The following is a 19,153-nucleotide window of genomic DNA, read 5'->3' on the forward strand; positions in this document are numbered from 1 at the left end:
TGCCGCGTGGCGTCGTGACGGTGTGCTCGACGGAGACGAAGCACAGCGTGCCGGTCGAGCCGGTTTTCACGGTCACGTCGGCAATGCGCGAGGTACGTTTCGCTTCATCGCCCACACGCAAGGCTTCGAGGAATTCGATCTCGCCGCCGGCCCACATCCGGCGCGGCAACGGTACCGGCGGGAGGAAGCCACCGCGGGTCGGGTGGCCATCGGGGCCGAGCTGCGACATCGGAAACACCGGCTGCGCCAGGCACCAATGCGTGGTCCACGGCGCGGCGTCGCCCGTCTTGGGCTCGCCGATGTCCTGGAACAGCGTTGCACGCAGGCCCTTGACCAGTTGCGCGGTGACGATGTCCGAAGCTTCCGTGTCGCGGCCGATCCATTGCCGCAGATGATCGAGATCGAGTTTTTCGGTCATGACTGGCGGCTCCTGATACGGGGAGCTTTTGGCAATTCGATATGGTCGCCGATGGCGGGCACCGCGCCATAGTGCCTGTCCTCGCCGACGAAGATCGCGGCAGGCGCGGCGTAGCTCACCTTGCCGTTCGGCGTATCGACTTCGATGCGGCGCAGATGCGGATGCACGGCGAGATCGGCCATGGTGTTCACCTCGGCGAAGGCGATATCGGCGCCCGCTAAGCGCTTCAATAGATCGACGCGCGTCATCATAGCAAAGCTATCGGCAACGGTCTTGTCGGTGAGCTGGCGGTTGCGCACACGCTCGACCATGTTGGCAAAGCGCGGATCGTTCGGCAGGTCGGGCTGATCCAGCACCTCGGCGCAGAGCTTCTTCCATTCGCGCTCGCTCTGGATCGAGATCAAAATGCCCTTGCCGTCCCTGGAATTGAACACGCCATAGGGCGCGATCGAGGGATGGGCCAGCGCCATCCGCTTTGGCGGATTGCCGGCTTCCGAATTGATCAGCGGCACCGCCATCCAGTCGGCCATCACGTCGAACATCGAGATGCGGATGTCGGCGCCCTTGCCGGAGCGTCCGCGGGCGATCAGCGCTTCGAGGATGGCCGCATGCGCGGTGGCGCCGGTCGCGATATCGACGACGGAAATGCCGACGCGGGACGGCCCTTCCGGTCCGCCGGTGATCGAGGCGAGCCCGCTCTCGGCCTGGATCAGGAGATCATAGGCCTTGCGGTCGGCATAGGGGCCCTCGTCGCCATAGCCTGAAATGGTGCAGCAGATCAGCGCCGGATAATCCTTTTTCAGGCGATCCAGCGAGAAGCCGAGCTTGTCCATCGAGCCGGGCTTGAGGTTTTGCAGCAGCACGTCGGCGCTCGCGATCAGCTCTTCGAGCGCCGCGCGGCCTTCCCTGGTCGCGAGGTCGATCACCACGGAATTCTTGCCGCGGTTGAGCCAGACGAAATAGCTGCTCTGGCCCTTGGCCGCGGCGTCGTAGCCGCGAGCAAAGTCGCCCTCGGGGCGTTCGACCTTGACGACATGCGCGCCGGCATCCGCCAGCCGCGAGCTGCAGAACGGCGCGGCAACGGCCTGTTCGACGGAGACGACGATCAATCCCTCTAACGGCAACATCTGATGTTCTCAGTAGGAGCGGGGCAGGCCGAGCACATGCTCGGCGACGTAGGATAGGATCAGATTGGTCGAGATCGGCGCAACTTGATAGAGCCGCGTTTCGCGGAACTTGCGCTCGACGTCGTACTCTTCCGCAAAGCCGAAGCCGCCATGGGTCTGCACGCAGGCATTGGCCGCTTCCCAGGACGCATCTGCCGCCAGCATCTTGGCCATGTTGGCTTCCGCGCCGCAATCGAGCCCGGCCTCATACTTGCGGGTCGCTTCCTTGACCATCAGCTCGGCCGCACGCATCGCGGCGTAGGCCTTTGCAATCGGGAACTGAATGCCTTGATTTTGGCCGATCGGGCGACCGAACACGGCGCGTTCCTTGGCGTAGGCGGTGGCCTTCGCAATGAACCATTTGGCGTCGCCGATGCATTCGGCCGCGATCAGGATGCGCTCGGCATTCATGCCGGAGAGGATGTAACGAAAGCCCTTGCCCTCGTCGCCGATCAGATTTTCGGCCGGCACCCGCATGTCCGTGAAGAACACTTCGGTGGTGGCGTGGTTCATCATGGTGCGGATCGGGCGGATCTCGAGGCCCTTGCCCTTGACCTCGCGCATGTCGACGATGAACACCGACAGGCCATCGGTGCGCTTCTTCGCCTGCTCCTTCGGCGTGGTGCGCGCGAGCAGTATCATCAGGTCGGAATGTTCGGCGCGGCTGGTCCAGATCTTCTGGCCGTTGACGATGTAGTGGTCGCCGTCACGCTTGGCGACGGTCTTCAGCGAGGAGGTGTCGGTGCCGCTGGTCGGCTCGGTGACGCCGAACGCCTGCAGCCGCAATTTGCCGCTGGCGATCCCGGGCAGGTATTTCGCTTTCTGGGCGTCGTTGCCGTGCCGCAGCACGGTACCCATCGTGTACATCTGGGCGTGGCAGCCGCCGCCATTACACCCCGCGCGCTGGATCTCTTCCAGGATCGCGGCCGCCGCCGAGAGCTTCAGCCCCGAGCCGCCATATTCCTCGGGGATCAAGACCGAGAGGTAGCCGGCCTCCGTCAGCGCGTCGACGAACTCCTTGGGGTACGCCATCTGGCGGTCGAGCTTGCGCCAGTATTCGCCAGGGAACTGGGCGCAGAGTTTTGCGACGGCGTCGCGGATGTCGTGGAATTCGTCTTGTTGTTCTTGTGCGGTCATTGGGTTTTCTGGCGATGGATGCGGGTTGATGTCAATTGCTTAAGGATGCGGAACGTTGTGAAACTGCGGCTGGGCACCTATGCTGAATTGTTATAGCGTATGAACCTGCCTTCGAAGATTGGCAAGCGATGGATATAAGGCAGCTCAGGACCTTCAGTTGCGTGGCGGAGCTCGGCAGCCTCAGCAAAGCCTCCGACACGCTGCGGGTGGCGCAGCCGGCGCTGAGCCGTCAGATCAAGCTGCTCGAACATGAATTGCGGGCCGAACTGTTCACCCGGAACGGCCGCGGCATGGTGCTGACCGACGCCGGCCGCCTTCTGCTCGCGCGAACCGCCGGCATCGTCCGGCAGATCGACCAGGTGCGCGACGAGATCCAGTCCTCGGGCGGACCGCCCTCGGGGCGGGTGGTGCTCGGGCTCGTGCCGACCGTGAGCTGCGTGATTTCGGCGCGGCTTGCCCGGCGCACCGTCGACAAATATCCGGGCATTTCGCTCTGCATCGTCGAGAGCTACAGCGGCCATCTGATGGAATGGCTGCACCGCGGCGAAATGGATCTGGCGCTGATCTACGGGCCGTCGAGCGACCTGCATCTCTCCGTGCAGAGTCTCGGCCGCGACCCAATCGTCGCCGTGGGGCCGCGCGGCAGCGGATTGTCGCAGAAGAAGCAGGTCGATATCGGCTGGCTGCTGCGGCAGCGCCTGGTGCTGCCCAGTCATTCGCATGGGCTCCGGGCGCTGATCGAGCAGGCGGCGGCGAAGAAGAAACTGAAGCTCGACGTCAAGCTGGAAGCCGATTCCTTCCGGGTGCTGACCAGCCTCGTCGAGGAAGGGCTGGGATACACGCTGCTGCCGCCTTCGTCGGTGCGCCACGAAGTCGCCGCCGGCCGGCTGGAGACGGCAGCGATATCAAAACCGTCGCCGATGCGCGAATTGACCCTTGCGTCTCCCATCGATCATCCCGGCTCGACTGCGATTGCGGTTGTGAGCGAGCTGCTTCGCAGCGAACTTTCCGCGTGCCGCGAAGAGGGCCTCTGGGACATCAGGCTCGCCTGAGCCGATGCCGGGCCTGCGGATTTGCTTAGAACAAAACCGTCCAGCCGAGCATTCTCATCTGGCTACAGCAGTCATGCCGCAATTATATAGGGCGGCGCAGGCTTGCCGGAGCGATTGCTGTTGGCGGTCAGCGGACCTCGAGCCGGCACTGGCTATATCTGCCAAGGGTAGCAACGCGGAGATCGCGCAGCTTGAGCGCGGATGCCACCGGCGCATGAAGGCGAGTGCTTTCAAAGGAAGTTGATCACGCTGATGCGAAACAGATCACATGAGCTGTCCGGCAGCCGGAATAGGGTTGCCGAGTAATCACCGTTTCCGCTCAGCGCGCCACGAACACGTTCGCTCGCGTGACAGGCATGTTGTCACAACCGATCGGGATAGGCGTCCCTGGCGTTGTCACGATCCGGCCGTGCGGCGGTGATGCTTCCTGGTCATATGCAGTCCCTCTTAAGGCGTGCTTACACACGGGACGGGGCAAGCGGATGCATGATCGAACCGTCACTCTGAAGCCATCGGTGGGCGAGCCCCCGGAGCTGAAAGGCGTTGGCCGCGACCTGCGCCTCGATGCCTGCCGCGGCATCGCGCTATGGTGCATCTTTCTTGACCATGTCCCCAACAACGTCGGAAGCTGGCTGACGCTGCGGAACTACGGCTTCTGCGATACCGCGGAAGTATTCATGTTCGTCTCGGGTGTGACCTGCGCGCTGGCCTACGGCAAGGCTCGTTGGTGCGAAGGCTGGAGCGGCGTGATCAGCCGTACGCTGTGGCGGAGCTGGGACATCTATGTCGCATTTCTGCTGCTCACTGTCGCTTGCGCCATTATGGTTCACCTCGCAGGCGACGGTCGGTTTGCCGACGCGAGCAATACGCGCATTCTGTTGGAACATCCCGGCGCGACGCTCGCGCATGCGGCGATCCTGCAATACCGTCCCGTCAACACCGACGTCTTGCCGATCTTCGTGGTTTACCACTTTTCGTTCGCGCTGCTGCTGTGGCTGCTGCTACGAGCGCCGAACCTGGCGCTCGGCGCCTCGTTGCTGCTTTATGCGCTGGTGCACGTCTTCGGCTGGACTGTCCCGGCATGGCCGAACAATCACTGGTACTTCAATCCGCTGGCCTGGCAGTTGCTGGTTGTGCTCGGCGCGTGGTGGATTACGGAGGGCAGGAGATTCTGGCCGTGGGTGACCTCGCGCACGGCGCTTGTGCTTGCCGTTCTCTATCTGGTTTTCAGCCTGATCATCGCATTGAGTTGCAACGTCAAACCGCTGGAAGCGCTGGTCCCGCAGACGCTGGCAAAGCTGATCTATCCGCTGGACAAATCGAATCTCGATCCTTTGCGACTGTTGCATTTTCTTGCCCTTGCGATTTTGGCGGTATGGCTCGTGCCCCGCGATTGGCGAGGGCTGACGACGCCGGTGATGCGCGGCGCGATCCGCTGCGGCGAGAACTCGCTGGCAATCTATTGCCTCGGTGTTCTACTGGCGCTCGCCAGCCACATGGCGCTGGTCAACGTCTCGGATGGGCTTGCGATGCAGATCGCGCTCAGCCTCGCTGGTACCCTGGTGATGGTCGCGGCCGCAACGCTGCTGAATTTGATCAGGATCAAACCGAAACGGCAGCCGGAATTATTGTGATGGCCGCAATCCCAGAGAAATGGCTACGCGGATCTAAGGATTACGCGTGTCGAGGTCCGAAAATGCCCAAGGCGGACACGGATCTTTTTGGCAACCTATTAAGTCAACATCTCTGACTTATGGTTCGCCCGTCGCTGCTGATGTAGTCTGACTCGTGTTGACGCGCGCAACATTGTGGTGCGCAGCTCCAATCAAGTTTCTACACTGACCGCGCATTGCGATTTGCGTCTCTTGCTGCTTACAGCTTGGGAGGAGCTCGCATGAAAAAATTGCTGCTGACGGCGACCGGTTTGATTGCACTCTCGATTCCGGTAATGGCGCAAAATACTGCGGTCCGGGTGATGCCCGATGCGCTCATATGGAAGGATAATCCAGCCTTTCCGAAGGGCGTTCAGATTGCCACCTTGGTCGGTGATCCCACGAAAGCGGGCGAGGTTGTCGTCTTACGCATCAAGTTTCCACCTAACTTCCAAATGCCTCCGCATACTCATCCCTATTCCGAAGTTGTCACAGTCATAAGTGGTAACATCGGCAGTAGCCATGGGGAAAAATTCGAAAAGAAGGGTGATCTCCTAAAGCCAGGCTCGTTATGGGTGTACCCCGCAAAACACGCGCATTACGCGTGGACCGGAAGCGAGGAAGGGATACTTCAAGTTCAATTTATCGGCCCAGGTGGCATCGATTACATCAATCCGGCTGACGATCCGCGCAAACAGTAGCCGCTCGCATTGCAAGAGGCCGCCTCAAGCGGACACTTGTCAGTCCGATATTCGCAAGGGAGGATGTCATGCGGTCTTCTCCAAATTTAGCGGGCGCGGCACTTGCCCTGTGCATGGTGCTGTTGTCGTTTGGCTCCAGCGCTTTGGTCGAGCCGAAAACGGAGCTGGCGGCGGCGACTTCGGCATGGGGCAGGCTCTTGGCGAAGGCGATCCCGAAAAGGTGTTACCGTTCTATTCGGACGATGCCGTGCTCTGGGGCACGCTGTCGCCGACCGTGCGCGCTGACCGGGCGGCGCTACGAGACTATTTCGTGACCGCCTTCAAGGTTCTGCCCGGCCTGAAGGTCGCCTTCGGCGATCAGCTAATCCGCGTGTACGGAAATGCGGCGGTTAATACCGGCTACTACACGTTCTCTTATGTCAAGGACGGCGAGACGAAGAGCCTGCCTGCGCGCTACAGCTTCACCTACGTCAAGAACGGCGAGCGTTGGCTGATCGTCGACCACCATTCCTCGGCCATGCCAGCAGCCCCGAGATAGCCCACCGGGTTGTCGAATGATGACAGCCGTAAGGGCTCAGCTACGGTGCATTCGCGGCCATCTGTTCGTCCGGACTTGGCCTGAAGCTGCCGATCTGCGAAACCATCGCTACTGGACGAGAGGCGGATCAGGTTCGTACCGTGACGCCACTTCCCAAAGCGGACCTGAAGTGGCGTACGCGCCGACTTCGCCGCGCCGGGCAGCATCGCGCTGCCGGAGCTACAGCTAGTTCACAGGTCCCTTGCCGCCGATCGCCTCCATCTCCGGCTCCTCGGGTCTGACGCCCTGGGCGCGGTTGACCAGCATTGTGACTACCCAGAGCACGATGCCGATGGCGATCAAGACCCCGGCGACGTGGTACTGAACTATCGCCCGTCCGGTCCATGGCCCGGCAAGGAATGCGCAGGTGATTGCGCCCAGCACCGGCAGGATCGTCGGCGTACGAAAATGTTCGTGCGCGACGCCATCCTTGCGCAGCACCAATACCGCGATATTGACCACCGTAAACACGCAGAGCAGCAGCAGCGCGGTCGTTCCGCCGAGCGCAGGCACTTCGCCGACGAAGGTGATCAGGGCGAACGCCACCAGCGTGGTGAAGCCGATCGCGATATAGGGCGTACGCCGGCTCGCATGCACCTTGCCAAGCACCGGCGGCAGCACATGCTCGCGGCTCATGCCGTAGACCAGCCGGCTCGCCATCAGCATGTTGATCAGCGCGGAGTTGGCGACCGCGAACATGGTGATGAAGCCGAAGATCCAGAGCGGAAAGTTCGGCGCGCCGGCCTGCACCACCTTCAACAGCGGCGTCTCTCCCTCGCCGAGCTGCGCCGGCGGAACCAGCGTAATCGCCGAGATCGAGACCAGCACGTAGATTGCGCCGGTGATCAGTAGGCCGGCGAGCAGCACTTTTGGGAAATCCCGTGTCGGCTCCTTGCATTCCTCGGCCATGTTGACGGAATCCTCGAAGCCGACCATGGCGAAGAAAGCGAGCGTGGTTGCGGCGATCACCGGCCAGATCAGACCGGTATCGCCTGCCTTGAACTGCATGACGCGCGAGACATCGCCCTGGCCCATCCCGATCGCCCACAGGCCGATGACGATGATGATCAAGAGGCCGGTCAGTTCGACGCAGGTCAGGACAACGTTCGCTTTCACGCTTTCGCCGACGCCGCGGAAGTTGACCGCGGCGACGATCGCCATGAAGGCGAGGCCTGTCATGGTGATGCCGAACCCCGACAAGCCCAGGCCTAACGCGTTCGACATGTTGGCGGAGAAAGCCCGCGAGGCAGTGGAAGCGGAGGTAATCCCCGAGCACATCACCGCAAACGCAACGATGAACGTGAAAAAATGGATGCCGAACGCCTTGTGGGTGTAGAGCGCGGCGCCTGCGGCCTTCGGATACTTGGTGACGAGCTCGAGATAGCTCAGCGCAGTGATCAGCGCCACGACGAAGGCGACCAGGAACGGCAGCCAGACGACGCCGCCCACCTGGTTGGCCACCTGCCCGGTGAGCGCATAGATGCCGGTGCCGAGAATGTCGCCGACGATGAACAGCAGGAGGAGCCACGGGCCCATGACCCGTTGCAGGCTCGGCTCGGCGGCAGTGGCAGGTGGTAAAGGTGTCGCGGCATTCAAGGAGAGATCGGTCATCGCGCAGCCTCTCAACTGATCTCGCGCGCGCACTCTTGTCCGCAAAGCTGATACCGCTGTTGCGACTCACGCGTGCGTCTGGCGTCATTGCCAGCACACAGCGTATTGGCTTTCACGCGGCCGCCAAGACTTATTTGCGGTGCGGATCGAACTGCGATGTGGAAAGCGCGTGCGGGTGCGAAATGGAACCCGCACCGCGCCCCGTCTCGAAGCCGTTCAGTGACGGGTGATTGGGACATGTCAGGCAACGCGGTTGATCTTGGGGCTTTTACTTTCCTTCGACCATTTCGACGAGCTGGATGAGATTGCCGCATGTATCATCGAAGACAGCCATTCTGACCGTGCCGGCATCCATCGGCTCTACTGTGAATTCGACACCAAGCTGGCGCAATCTCTCGAACTCCTTCTTGAGATCATCCACTTGAAAGGACGCCGCAGGAATCCCGTCGTTCACGAGCGCAGACTTAAATGGCCCAGCGGCAGGGTGCTCACTCGGCTCGAGCAGGAGTTCGGTTCCTTCCGGCGCCTCCTTTGACACAACGGTCAACCAGCGATGGGCGCCCATCGGAATATCGTGCTTGACGATGAAGCCCAGCTTCTCCGTGTAGAAATCCAGGGCTTTGGCCTGATCGTCAACCAAAACGCTCATGACATAGATCCTCATCTCGCACTCCCTTTTTTCAGATGCTTGTTGAGCCAGGCGGCGGCTGCCTTCCGCAGAGGCGCATTGTCGAAGGTATGCATCTTGGTGCGCCCGTTCCAATGCGTCCGGACAAGTCCAGCCCTCTCCAGCATGTCGAGGTGCTGCGAGATCGTTTGTCGCGACAGGCTTCTACCATCCTCTGCAAACGACGAAGCGCAGATCTCGAACAACGACTGCCCTTGACGCTTCGCCAAGCGATCAAGGATGCGGCGGCGGATCGGATCACCGAGCGCCTTGAAGACATTGTCTAGCTGATCGTCGTCCACGCGAACCAAAATGCAGTAATTTTGCTGCATGTCAAGCGCCACGGGGCAGGTCTCGTCAGTCAGAAACAGTGCGTTCCAAAAACGAGAGCATCACTTGGTCCAAGTGATGGCGCTGCTCGCCGGTGGCCGGCGCCAGGTTCACGTCCGAGCCAAGCCAGACATGGAAAATTTTGCCACATCATTCATGAGCGCAGCAGTCCACCAACAGGTTCCAAATGCGTTGCGCTTCGATCCTTCTGTCGATTTCCAACGCTCTCTCTGCGCTCGATCGCGAGCGGGGCTTATCCGAAGCCATTTCACGCGGTACAATTTCACGCGGCACGATCCACCGCTCCGAGATCGGGTCATACCATTTGCCGATGTTCATTTGGATCAGACTGGTTTGCGTTGTTCACTTGGCCCAAGCCAAGGATGCCACACCGCGATGCGGCCCCGACGCCGTGCTCAAAAATACGATGCTCCAGCCGCTATCGGCGCCATCTTCGGTTCAAGCCACTCGTAGCCTTGCAACGAAATGTTGCTGCAAACGTTCCTGAAGCGGCGCAAATTGATGCGCGAGAGTAGCCAAAGGGTTTCGTGGTGAAGTTCTACCGGCGGGGTCGCAGGCGCATCCGCGATCGGACCGATCGAGGCCGCTCACCCCGGAATACGCACCGGAAGCTGCTCGATGCCGCGCACGAAGCTTGAATAGACCCGCTTCGGCTCGCCGACCACCTCGATGCGGTCGAAGCGCCTCAGCATTTCCTCCCACACGATCTTGAGCTGCAGCTCTGCGAGCCGCATGCCGACGCAGCGGTGGATGCCGAAGCCGAACGACAGATGGGTGCGCGGTCGGGCGCGGTCGATGATGAACTCGTCGGGACGCTCGATGCCTTCCTCGTCGCGGTTGCCCGAGACGTACCACATCACGACGCGGTCGCCCTTCTTGATCTTCTTGCCGCCGATCTCGGTGTCGACCAGAGCGGTGCGGCGCATATGCGCCAGCGGAGTCTGCCAGCGGATCACCTCGGGCACCATGGTGTCGATCAACGCGGGATTGTCGCGCAGCTTCTGATACTGTTCGGGGTGTTCATTCAGCGCCAGCACCGAGCCGCTCATGGTGTTGCGGGTGGTGTCGTTGCCGCCGACGATCAACAGGATGATGTTGCCCATCAGATTGTCGGGATCCATGTGCCGCGTCGCGTCGCTGTGGGCCATCATCGACAGCAGATCGTTGCGCGGCGGCGCGTTGACGCGCTCGTTCCAGAGTTTCGAGAAGTAGGCGTAGCATTCATCCATCTCCTGGCGCCGCTGCTCGGGCGATTCCACGACGCCGCTCTTGGGCAGCGCGGTCGAGACGTCGGACCAGCGCGTCAGCTTGCGCCGCTCCTCCCAGGGGAAATCGAACAACGTCGCCAGCATCTGCGTGGTCAGTTCGATCGAGACGCGCTCGACGAAGTTGAAGGTCTCGTTGCGCGGCAGGTTGTCGAGCACTTTTTGCGAGCGCTCGCGGATCAGCTTTGCCAGTTCATCCAGATGCGTCGGCGTGAACATCGGCGACACCGTCTTGCGCTGCGCCGAGTGCCGCGGCTGATCCATCGCGATGAAGCTTGGATAGTCATAGCCGGGCGGCACGTCACGGATCGAGATTCCGCCGAGCGTCGAGTCGGAAGAAAAGATGCCGTGGTTGGTGTCGACATGCATGATGTCGTTGTACTTGGTGACCGACCAATAAGGCTCGATCGGGGAGTTGGTGCAATAATGCACCGGCTCTTCCTTGCGCAGCCGCTCGAACCACGGCCACAGGGTGTCGTTCTGGAACAGCTTTGGCGCACCGGGATGAAAATCCTTCAGCGGCGTCGAATAGGCCTCCTCGCGCGCGGCGCGCAGCAGCTCTTTCTTGTCGGCTCTGACGGCGGTCTGCACGTTCATTTTCGATGATCCCGATGGAGGCTCAGGGTTAGCCGGCGATGCGGACCGGCAGGGTTTCGTAGCCTTTGACAAAACTCGAATACACCCGCCTGGGTTCGGCGACCATCTCAATATTCTCGAAACGCTTGAGAATTTCTTCCCATATAATCTTTAGTTGTAGCTCGGCCAGCCTGATTCCGACGCAGCGGTGGATGCCGAAACCGAAGGAGAGGTGGGTGCGCGGCCGGGCGCGGTCAATGATGAACTCGTAGGGACGCTCGATCACGTCCTCGTCACGGTTGCCCGAGACGTACCACATCACGACCTTGTCACCCTTCTTGATCTGCTTGCCGCGGAACTCGATGTCTTCGAGCGCGGTACGGCGCATGTGCGCCAGTGGCGTCTGCCAGCGGATCACTTCAGGCACGAAGCTGTCGATCAGGTCCGGATTGTCGCGCAGCTTGCGGTACTGACCCGGATTCTTGTTCAGCGCATAGACACTGCCGGACAGCGTGTTGCGGGTGGTGTCGTTGCCGCCGACGATCAACAGGATCAAATTGCCGAGAAAATTCTGCGGGTCCATGTCGCGGGTGGCGTCGCTATGCGCCATCATCGAGAGCAGATCGCTCTTCGGTGGCTGGCTGATGCGCTCGTTCCAGAGCCTGGCGAAATAGGTCGCGCATTCCATCAGCTCCGCCTGCCGCTCTTCCTCTGACGCGACGAGGCCGCCGGTGCCGGGAAGGGTGGTGGCGATGTCGGACCAGCGCGTCAGCTTGCGGCGGTCTTCCCAGGGGAAGTCGAACAGCACGGCGAGCATCTGCGTAGTGAGCTCGATCGAGACCTGGTCGACCCAGTCGAACACCTCGCCATCAGGCAGATTGTCGAGACATTCGGCGGAGCGCTTGCGGATGTTGATCGCGAGCTGATCGAGATGCGTCGGCGTGAACATCGGCGCCACTGTCTTGCGCTGCGCGGAATGGCGCGGCTGGTCCATGGCGATGAAGCTCTCGCGGCGCAGGTCCGGCGCAACGTCGCGGATGGTAATGCCGCCAAGCGAAGCCGCCGACGAGAACACCGCGTGGTTGGTCTCGATGTCCATGATGTCGTTGTATCTGGTCACCGACCAATATGGGCCGAACATCGAGTCCTTGCAGTAATGCACCGGCTCTTCGCGGCGCAGCCGGTCGAAATACGGCCAGAACGTATCGGTCTTGAACAGTTCGGGATTGCCGACATCGAACTCGTCAAGCGGAATCGACTGGGCCTTGTCGCGCGCGGCGCGCAGATGCGAATCTCCGGCGAGGTCGATGGTTCCGTGCATGGGCCGCTCTCCCTGACTGTTCCCTGCCGAAGCATGCCGGAGGGACTATGTTTTACCCTATTACATCCCTAGCCGTGCGCCGGCGCAAGGACGAGTTGGGTGCATTTGGCCGCATCGATACCGGCGCCCCGCTGGGGGGCAAAACAGGCGCATTTCACCGCGTGACAAGGGCATTTCCGCGGACTAAGTCTGTTTGAAACAACGTTTTATGCCGCCGGGAGGCGACCATGATCCCTAACGCGCATCGGATGCTGAACTTCGATCTCGGCGAAACCGCGGACGCGATTCGCGAGACGGTGCATGCGTTTTCGAGAGACGAAATTGCGCCGCGCGCCGCCGAAATCGATCGCAGCAACCAGTTTCCGCGCGACCTCTGGCCCAAAATAGGATCGCTCGGCCTGCACGGCATCACCGTCGAGGAGGAATATGGCGGCGCCGGCCTTGGCTATCTCGAGCACTGTATCGCGCTGGAAGAAATATCGCGGGCGTCGGCCGCAGTCGGTCTGTCCTACGGCGCGCATTCAAATCTTTGCGTCAACCAGATCCGCCGCAACGGCAATGAGGCGCAGAAACGGAAGTACCTGCCAAAGCTGATCTCGGGCGAGCATGTCGGCTCGCTCGCGATGTCGGAGCCTGGCGCCGGCTCGGATGTGGTGTCGATGAAGACCCGCGCCGAGAAGAAGGGCGACCGCTTTGTGCTGAACGGCAACAAGATGTGGATCACCAACGGCCCGGTGGCCGATACGCTCGTGGTCTACGCCAAGACCGATCCTAACGCCGGCCCGCGCGGCATGACCGCCTTCATCATCGAAAAGGGCATGAAGGGATTTTCCACCGCGCAGAAGCTCGACAAGCTCGGCATGCGCGGCTCCGACACCTGCGAGCTGCTGTTCGATGATTGCGAGGTGCCGGAAGAGAATGTGCTGAGCGAGGTCGGCCGCGGCGTCAACGTGTTGATGAGCGGCCTCGACTATGAGCGCGCGGTGCTGGCGGCGGGCCCGATCGGCATCATGCAGGCCTGCATGGACGTGGTGCTGCCTTATGTGCACGAGCGCAAGCAGTTCGGCGAGCCGATCGGCACCTTCCAATTGGTGCAGGGCAAGATCGCCGACATGTACACCACGATGAACGCCTCGCGGGCCTATGTCTATGCGGTGGCCAAGGCCTGCGACCGCGGCGAGACCACGCGCGAGGACGCGGCCGGCGCGATCCTCTACGCCGCGGAGAAGGCGACGCAATGCGCGCTCGACGCCATCCAGCTCCTCGGCGGCAACGGCTACATCAACGACTACCCGACCGGGCGGCTGCTCCGCGACGCCAAGCTCTATGAGATCGGCGCCGGCACCAGCGAGATCCGCCGCATGCTGATCGGGCGGGAACTGTTTGAAAAATCGGCGTAGGTAGTGGGAGCTGGGTCACACAACGGCCGACAAATTTGTGGTTTGATCCGCTACCGTCGCGCTGGAGTTGAACCATGAATCAGATGAGCTGGCCCCCGCAGGTGCCGCCACCGCCGCCTTCGCCCGTGCCGCCGCCGATGCCGGTGGCGTTTTCCGGCGGCCGCGGCGAATTCTTCGATCTGGTCAAGCGCGGCGCCGGGCTCGAATTCGTCACCCTCGGCTTCTATCGATTCTGGCTGCTCACCGATATCCGCCGCCATCTCTGGGCCAACACCCTGGTCGGCGGGGATGCCGCGGAATATACCGGCCGCGGCAAGGAGTTGCTGATCGGATTCCTGGTCGCGCTCGCGATCCTGATGCCCGTCTATGTCGGCTATTTTCTGATCGGCCTGGAGGCCGAGCACATTCAGGCCTTTGCAAGTATTCCCCTGATCGCATTTTTCTATGTTTTCGGGCAGTTCGCGATCTACCGCGCGCGGCGCTACCGGCTGACGCGTACGGTGTGGCGCGGCGTGCGGTTCTGGATGACCGGTTCGGGCTGGATCTATGCCCTGCAGGCCTCGCTCTGGGGCCTGTTGATGATACTCACGCTCGGGCTGGTACTACCATGGCGCAATGCCGCGCTCGAACGCTATAAGCTGCGCCATTCCCATTACGGCGACCTGCAGGGCAGCTTCGAGGGGCGCGGCTGGGAGTTCTTCAAGCGCGGCTGGTGGCTGTGGCTGCTGACGCCGATCGCACTCTATGTGATACCGATCGCGCCCTTCATTTACGGCGCCTACAAGGCCATCGAATGGCGATGGTGGCTGTCCGGCATCCGGTTCGGCGGCGTGCGCGTGGAATCGAAGCTGCGAAAGAGCGAGCTGATCGGGTTGTACTGGAAAGTGATCGGCTGGATCGTCGTGCTCGCGCTTGTCTTCTCGGCCTATCTCGGCCTGGCAGCGGTGCTGGTCGGCAGCATGACCGACTCGTCGTTCACGGAGTTCTTCAAGTCGCAGGAATTCATGAAGAGCATTCCACTGCTGGTGCTGGCCGGTGTAGGCTATCTCGTGTTCGCGCTGGCGATGAACGTCGTGATCCGGGTCTATCTGTTGCGCGATCTCTGGGTGAGGGTGCTCGGCTCGGTCAATGTGAGCGGGCTCGAGGCTGCAGCCAACGTTGCAGCGCGCGGCGAGCTGGCCAATGCGCTCGGAGAGGGATTTGCTGACGGACTCGATGTCGGCGGCTTCTAACCATCGGAGCCCGGATTGTCATGGATAACGATGCGCCAGAGATATCGACATCGCAGCGCAGCGGATCGGCGATCTATTTCGACGGCGTGTCGAGCCGGCGGCGCACGGTTGCGGTCCGCCTCTCCGACCGGCTCGAGATCGAAGAAGACGGGCAGGCGCCGGCGGCGTGGGCCTATTCCGATATCCGCCGGGTCGACGGCCCCACCGGCATGCTGCGTGTGAGCTGCCTGACGGCGCCGGCCCTGGCGCGTTTAGAGGTTCGCGATACGACATTGGCGGCCGAACTCATCTCGCGCTGTGCGCGGATCGACGACAACGCCACCGGCCGCCGCGGCGTTGCCGCCATCGTCGGCTGGTCGCTCGCGGCCGCGATTTCGATTGTTGCCGTGGTGCTGTTCGGACTTCCGCTGATCGCCGATCGCCTCACGCCGCTGGTGCCGGAAGCGTTCGAGCGGCGGCTCGGCGACGTCGCCGACAGCCAGATCAAGACGATGTTCGATGCCAAGGTTTGCGACAACGCCGCCGGGCAGAAGGCCTTCGTCAAGCTCGTCACCGCAATTCGCGAAGCCGCGGGCCTCGACACCTCCGTGCAGTCGGGCGTGCTGTCGAGTTCGCTTCCCAATGCGTTCGCGCTGCCGGGCGGCAGGGTCTATCTGTTCAACGGATTGCTGGCGAAGGCCGAGAACCCCGACGAAATCGCGGGCGTGCTGGCCCATGAACTCGGCCATCTCAAGCATCGCGACAGCATGCGCGGATTGATCCGTGATGGCAGCACGTCGTTCCTGATCGGATTGTTGTTCGGCGACATCACGGGCTCCAGCGCGCTGATCTTCGGCTCGCGCACGCTGGTGACGTCGTCCCACTCGCGCGAAGCCGAGACCAATGCCGACAGTTTTGCAATCGACGTCATGCACCGGCTCGGCCGGCCGGCGAAGCCAACCGGGGAATTGCTGCTTCGGGTCACCGGAAAGGAAGGCAAGGGCCTTTCCATCATCTCCACCCACCCCCTGAGCGAGGACCGGCTGGCACGGATGAGCCGGCAAGACCAACCGGCCAGCGGGCCGCCGCTGCTCTCGGCCGGAGAGTGGCGATCGCTGAAAGCGATCTGCGACGGCAATCCTGACGCGATCAAACTCTGACTCGGCCTACCTTCGGGCGCTCTTCCGCGATCTCGCCGCTTCGATCGGCGCCGGTGTCGCGTCGCCCGTCTTCAGGTCCCACACCGCCTGCATGGCCGAGAAGGCGTGCGAGATCACCGGCTCGTGGCGCCGCGACGCAAGGCAGGCGAAACTGAGGTCGCAGGTCAGCGCCACCTTGTCGGCAACCACGAAATTCCGTTTGCGCGTGATGCGGTCGAGCACGCAGTCGCGGACGAGGCTGAGGCAGTTGCCGGATTCGACGAAGTCGATCATGGCGTCTTCCTGTTCGGCGAAGGCGACGCGCTTCGGCAACGACCCTATCCGCCGGAAGATGTCGTCGAGCAGCCGCCGATGCGCCGAGGCATGCGGCGTCGCAATCCAGGGCAGGTCGGCGAGGTCGGCCCAATCTCTTCCCAACACCTTGCCGCTCCATTCGGCAGGCGCGATCACGCGGTAGTCGTAGCGCATCAGTGCCGTGAGCTGGAACTTTCCGTCGTCGATGGTGCGTTCGGACAGCGTCCCCGACGCCAGGCATTCGGGCGGCGCGGCATCGATATAGTATCCGACGTCGAGCTCGCCCCTGCCGATCTGCGCCAGCACCTCGTCGCTCATGCCGTAGCGCAGGAAGACCTCGGTCTTCTTCGAGGAAGTGGCGAGGCTTCGCACGAACGGACCCAGCCGGATCGACTCGGGATCCAGAATCGTGCCGACGCGTAGCGTTGCCCGCTGCGATTCCCGCAAGGAATCTGCCGCCGCCCTGAAATCCGCCGAGGCCGATACCGTCCGGTGCGCCAGCGGCAACAGGGCGGCGCCCGCTTCGGTCAGGGTAAAGCCGCCCGGCGTCCGGTTGAAGAGCTGCAGCCCGGTGCTCTCCTCCAGGCCCTTCAACTGCAGGCTGACGGCAGGCTGGGTCAGGTGCAGCAGGATCGCCGCGCGCGAGACCGTGCCCTCGCGGGCCACGGTGATGAAACAGCGCAAGGCCTGGATGCGCGGCAGGTCGTTCATTTGGAAAACTTATAAGAAGCGCCCATGACGCCATTAGATAGGATTTGCTCTTGGAAGTCACAATCTTTCGTCAACAAAACTTTGCGTTGTCATTGGAAAAAAAGGGGGATGCGAGGGCCGGCGGGGTCCTTCGACCGCTGCGCGAGGGGTTCCGCCCGGCTGCGGCCGACTCTCCACCGTCATTGCGAGCGAAGCGAAGCAATCCATTGTCACCTCGTACGCGGACAGATGGATTGCTTCGCTTCGCTCGCAATGACGGGGTGAGGCCGGCGGATTGCTCATGCGTTCACCTCGCGATGAATCTCCGCGTTGGTGGCTGACCGGAGGCCGTTACTGCGGCAGGTTGTTGACCTTGCGCACCCAGGCGCGCACGTCGGCCAGCACGTCCGGCAGCAGCGCCTTGACCTCCTGCACGGTCATGCCCGGCTTGATCCGGGGATCATAGAGAAGGTTGAGCAGATACTGGTCGTAGACGCCGAAATAGCCCCTCGAGACGTTGTCGTTGAACACGGTCCAGGGCACGCTCTCCGTATCGTTGATCGGTCCCAGCGATTGCAGCAATTCCTCATAGGCGCAGTCGAAGAAGACGAAGTCGCCGTTGTCGACGGTGAGGATCACGTCGGAATGCTCGATTTCGAATTTCTCGTTCTTGCGGAAGCCCGACAGGCATTGCGGGTCGAGCGAGGAGCGAATCTCTTTCGCCCGGTCGCTGCCGTAGAAGGTCGTGATGGTGCGATGGAGATCGCGGTCGCGCACCAGCTTGACCTGCACATTGGCGTCTTCGAGGCTGCCGGCCATGGCGATGTCGAGGTGCTGAACGCGGGCGGCGATGTCGGCGACGATTTTCGTGAGCTGCGCCTTGCGGTCGGCGCGGCTGCCGTCGGCAAACACCCGCACCGGCCCGTCATATTTGCGGATGCGGTCGACGCGGCCGGCGAGATGATATTCGGCGCCGAAGGCGACCTTCAGAAAGCCTTCGACGATTTCGCTGTCGGTGAAGACCTTTTTCTCGGCGCGCTGACGCTGCGCGACGGCGAGGATGTCGGCGGACGCCATGGACGGCACGAAGATTCCGCCGAGCGCGACTACGCTTACGGCAGCCGTAAGCGTCCGTAGATACAGGGATCGGCGAGGCGTGCGCATTCAAACGACGCTGCAGCAATCGGCGCGCACGTGCAAGGCTTGAAAGACGCGGATCACGCGCTTGCGCGCGGCCGCGCCTGGTTCCGGCCTAATTCCTTATGATAACCGGGGTGCCGATGCGGACGCGGCTATAGAGATCGGTCACGTCCTCGTTGGTCATGCGGAAGCATCCGGACGATACCGCCTGTCCGATCGTCTCCGGCTCGTTGGAGCCGTGGATGCGGTAGAGCGTCGATCCCAGATACATCGCTCGCGCGCCGAGCGGGTTGTCGATGCCGCCGGACATGTGGCGCGGCAGGTCGGGACGCCGCCGCAGCATCTGGGCCGGCGGAGTCCAGCTCGGCCATTCCTTCTTCGCGGAAATGCGGTGGGTTCCACTCCAACGGAAGCCGTCGCGGCCGACGCCGATGCCGTACCGTATCGCCTGGCCGTTGCCGAGGACGAGATAGAGCCGGCGCTCGGCGGTGTTGATGTAGATCGTGCCGGGCGCGTAACCGGCGGCAAAGCTCACGGTGGTGCGCGGGATCGGGCTCGATCCGCTGGGCATGCCGGGTCGGAAGAAACCAGGGCCGCCGCCCATGATGTCGCGCGAGTCCTCAAAAATGAAAAGTTGGGCCTGTGCCTGGCCGGCTCCCGCCAGCATGGTGAGCGCCGCAAGCAGCAAAGCAAAAGCCCGTGTCATCTTTTTCTTCCCCGCGAAAAAATCTCAATATGAAAGGACAGAGGCCATAATTGCGGCG

At 62.2% G+C, this 19,153-nt stretch carries 18 protein-coding genes; 7 read left to right on the plus strand and 11 right to left on the minus strand.

The genetic code is table 11. The features are described from left to right. The 3 genes from CP49_RS48415 to CP49_RS38740 all read right to left on the minus strand — a co-directional run. Positions 1-418: FAS1-like dehydratase domain-containing protein (locus CP49_RS48415; RefSeq protein ID WP_245311084.1), on the minus strand; the 418-nt coding region annotated here is incomplete at its 3' end. Then, complete coding sequence (locus CP49_RS38735) at positions 415-1,545, minus strand: CaiB/BaiF CoA transferase family protein (protein ID WP_057855344.1); 1,131 nt, start codon at positions 1,543-1,545, stop codon at positions 415-417. The genes CP49_RS48415 and CP49_RS38735, both read right to left, overlap by 4 nt. A 9-nt stretch (positions 1,546-1,554) precedes the next feature. Beyond that, entirely contained in the window at positions 1,555-2,721 is a 1,167-nt protein-coding gene (locus CP49_RS38740) for an acyl-CoA dehydrogenase family protein (RefSeq protein WP_057855345.1), read from the minus strand. Between the two features lie 128 nt (positions 2,722-2,849). Here CP49_RS38740 and CP49_RS38745 point away from each other — a divergent pair, with 128 nt between their 5' ends. The 4 genes from CP49_RS38745 to CP49_RS38760 all read left to right on the plus strand — a co-directional run bounded on the left by CP49_RS38745 (position 2,850) and on the right by CP49_RS38760 (position 6,664). Next, on the plus strand, positions 2,850-3,773 hold the full coding sequence (locus CP49_RS38745) for a LysR family transcriptional regulator (protein WP_057855346.1): 924 nt from the start codon (positions 2,850-2,852) through the stop codon (positions 3,771-3,773). A 482-nt stretch (positions 3,774-4,255) separates the two neighbouring features. Continuing rightward, positions 4,256-5,407 carry an OpgC domain-containing protein gene (locus tag CP49_RS38750; protein ID WP_057855347.1) on the plus strand — a complete coding sequence of 384 codons (1,152 nt, stop codon included), beginning with the start codon at positions 4,256-4,258 and terminating at the stop codon, positions 5,405-5,407. Positions 5,408-5,667: 260 nt separating this feature from the next. After that, a complete protein-coding gene (locus CP49_RS38755; protein WP_057855373.1) occupies positions 5,668-6,126 on the plus strand; it encodes a cupin domain-containing protein in 459 nt (152 codons plus the stop codon). Between the two features lie 184 nt (positions 6,127-6,310). Next, entirely contained in the window at positions 6,311-6,664 is a 354-nt protein-coding gene (locus CP49_RS38760; RefSeq protein ID WP_057855348.1) for an SgcJ/EcaC family oxidoreductase, read from the plus strand. Positions 6,665-6,889: 225 nt separating this feature from the next. On the opposite strand, the gene CP49_RS38765 is transcribed toward CP49_RS38760, so the two are convergent. From CP49_RS38765 to CP49_RS38785, 5 genes are all read right to left on the minus strand, one after another. After that, positions 6,890-8,314, minus strand: a complete 1,425-nt coding sequence (locus CP49_RS38765; RefSeq protein ID WP_057855349.1) for an APC family permease — start codon at positions 8,312-8,314, stop codon at positions 6,890-6,892. Between the two features lie 268 nt (positions 8,315-8,582). Further along, the gene (locus CP49_RS38770; protein ID WP_057855350.1) at positions 8,583-8,978 is read right to left on the minus strand and encodes a VOC family protein; all 396 of its coding nucleotides are present in this window, start codon (positions 8,976-8,978) and stop codon (positions 8,583-8,585) included. Next, positions 8,975-9,325 (minus strand): ArsR/SmtB family transcription factor, encoded by a 351-nt coding sequence (locus CP49_RS38775; RefSeq protein WP_245311085.1) that lies wholly within the window; start codon positions 9,323-9,325, stop codon positions 8,975-8,977. Before CP49_RS38775 ends, CP49_RS38770 begins: the two co-directional genes overlap by 4 nt. A 594-nt stretch (positions 9,326-9,919) precedes the next feature. Next, the gene (locus CP49_RS38780) at positions 9,920-11,194 is read right to left on the minus strand and encodes a cytochrome P450 (RefSeq protein WP_057855351.1); all 1,275 of its coding nucleotides are present in this window, start codon (positions 11,192-11,194) and stop codon (positions 9,920-9,922) included. A 28-nt stretch (positions 11,195-11,222) separates the two neighbouring features. After that, positions 11,223-12,494 carry a cytochrome P450 gene (locus tag CP49_RS38785; RefSeq protein WP_057855352.1) on the minus strand — a complete coding sequence of 424 codons (1,272 nt, stop codon included), beginning with the start codon at positions 12,492-12,494 and terminating at the stop codon, positions 11,223-11,225. Positions 12,495-12,721: 227 nt separating this feature from the next. On the opposite strand from CP49_RS38785, the gene CP49_RS38790 reads away from it, so the two are divergent. The 3 genes from CP49_RS38790 (at position 12,722) to CP49_RS38800 (ending at position 16,265) form a co-directional block, all read left to right on the plus strand. Beyond that, entirely contained in the window at positions 12,722-13,894 is a 1,173-nt protein-coding gene (locus tag CP49_RS38790; RefSeq protein WP_057855353.1) for an isovaleryl-CoA dehydrogenase, read from the plus strand. Between the two features lie 74 nt (positions 13,895-13,968). Beyond that, the gene (locus tag CP49_RS38795; protein ID WP_057855354.1) at positions 13,969-15,126 is read left to right on the plus strand and encodes a DUF898 family protein; all 1,158 of its coding nucleotides are present in this window, start codon (positions 13,969-13,971) and stop codon (positions 15,124-15,126) included. 20 nt (positions 15,127-15,146) lie between these two features. Further along, entirely contained in the window at positions 15,147-16,265 is a 1,119-nt protein-coding gene (locus CP49_RS38800) for a M48 family metallopeptidase (RefSeq protein ID WP_057855355.1), read from the plus strand. A gap of 6 nt (positions 16,266-16,271) precedes the next feature. Here the strand turns inward: CP49_RS38800 and CP49_RS38805 are convergent, their stop codons facing one another. From CP49_RS38805 to CP49_RS38815, 3 genes are all read right to left on the minus strand, one after another. Continuing rightward, entirely contained in the window at positions 16,272-17,270 is a 999-nt protein-coding gene (locus CP49_RS38805; protein WP_057855356.1) for a LysR family transcriptional regulator, read from the minus strand. A gap of 330 nt (positions 17,271-17,600) precedes the next feature. Next, on the minus strand, positions 17,601-18,326 hold the full coding sequence (locus CP49_RS38810; protein ID WP_245311089.1) for a DUF2927 domain-containing protein: 726 nt from the start codon (positions 18,324-18,326) through the stop codon (positions 17,601-17,603). 175 nt (positions 18,327-18,501) lie between these two features. Then, positions 18,502-19,095: a L,D-transpeptidase gene (locus CP49_RS38815; protein WP_057855357.1), complete on the minus strand. Its 594-nt coding sequence runs from the start codon at positions 19,093-19,095 to the stop codon at positions 18,502-18,504. Positions 19,096-19,153 lie beyond the last annotated feature (58 nt).

The sequence above is a fragment of the Bradyrhizobium valentinum genome (assembly GCF_001440405.1).
GTDB classification, from domain to species: Bacteria; Pseudomonadota; Alphaproteobacteria; order Rhizobiales; family Xanthobacteraceae; genus Bradyrhizobium; species Bradyrhizobium valentinum.

Coding starts and splice junctions, on each gene's coding strand:
- CP49_RS38740 (WP_057855345.1), bottom strand. CDS start 2,721: ATGACCGCACAAGAACAACAAGACGAATTCCACGACATCCGCGACGCC.
- CP49_RS38755 (WP_057855373.1), top strand. CDS start 5,668: ATGAAAAAATTGCTGCTGACGGCGACCGGTTTGATTGCACTCTCGATT.
- CP49_RS38805 (WP_057855356.1), bottom strand. CDS start 17,270: ATGAACGACCTGCCGCGCATCCAGGCCTTGCGCTGTTTCATCACCGTG.
- CP49_RS38785 (WP_057855352.1), bottom strand. CDS start 12,494: ATGCACGGAACCATCGACCTCGCCGGAGATTCGCATCTGCGCGCCGCG.
- CP49_RS38780 (WP_057855351.1), bottom strand. CDS start 11,194: ATGAACGTGCAGACCGCCGTCAGAGCCGACAAGAAAGAGCTGCTGCGC.
- CP49_RS38790 (WP_057855353.1), top strand. CDS start 12,722: ATGATCCCTAACGCGCATCGGATGCTGAACTTCGATCTCGGCGAAACC.
- CP49_RS38765 (WP_057855349.1), bottom strand. CDS start 8,314: ATGACCGATCTCTCCTTGAATGCCGCGACACCTTTACCACCTGCCACT.
- CP49_RS38745 (WP_057855346.1), top strand. CDS start 2,850: ATGGATATAAGGCAGCTCAGGACCTTCAGTTGCGTGGCGGAGCTCGGC.
- CP49_RS38735 (WP_057855344.1), bottom strand. CDS start 1,545: ATGTTGCCGTTAGAGGGATTGATCGTCGTCTCCGTCGAACAGGCCGTT.
- CP49_RS38815 (WP_057855357.1), bottom strand. CDS start 19,095: ATGACACGGGCTTTTGCTTTGCTGCTTGCGGCGCTCACCATGCTGGCG.
- CP49_RS38750 (WP_057855347.1), top strand. CDS start 4,256: ATGCATGATCGAACCGTCACTCTGAAGCCATCGGTGGGCGAGCCCCCG.
- CP49_RS38770 (WP_057855350.1), bottom strand. CDS start 8,978: ATGAGGATCTATGTCATGAGCGTTTTGGTTGACGATCAGGCCAAAGCC.
- CP49_RS38795 (WP_057855354.1), top strand. CDS start 13,969: ATGAATCAGATGAGCTGGCCCCCGCAGGTGCCGCCACCGCCGCCTTCG.
- CP49_RS38800 (WP_057855355.1), top strand. CDS start 15,147: ATGGATAACGATGCGCCAGAGATATCGACATCGCAGCGCAGCGGATCG.
- CP49_RS38760 (WP_057855348.1), top strand. CDS start 6,311: ATGGGGCAGGCTCTTGGCGAAGGCGATCCCGAAAAGGTGTTACCGTTC.
- CP49_RS38810 (WP_245311089.1), bottom strand. CDS start 18,326: ATGGCGTCCGCCGACATCCTCGCCGTCGCGCAGCGTCAGCGCGCCGAG.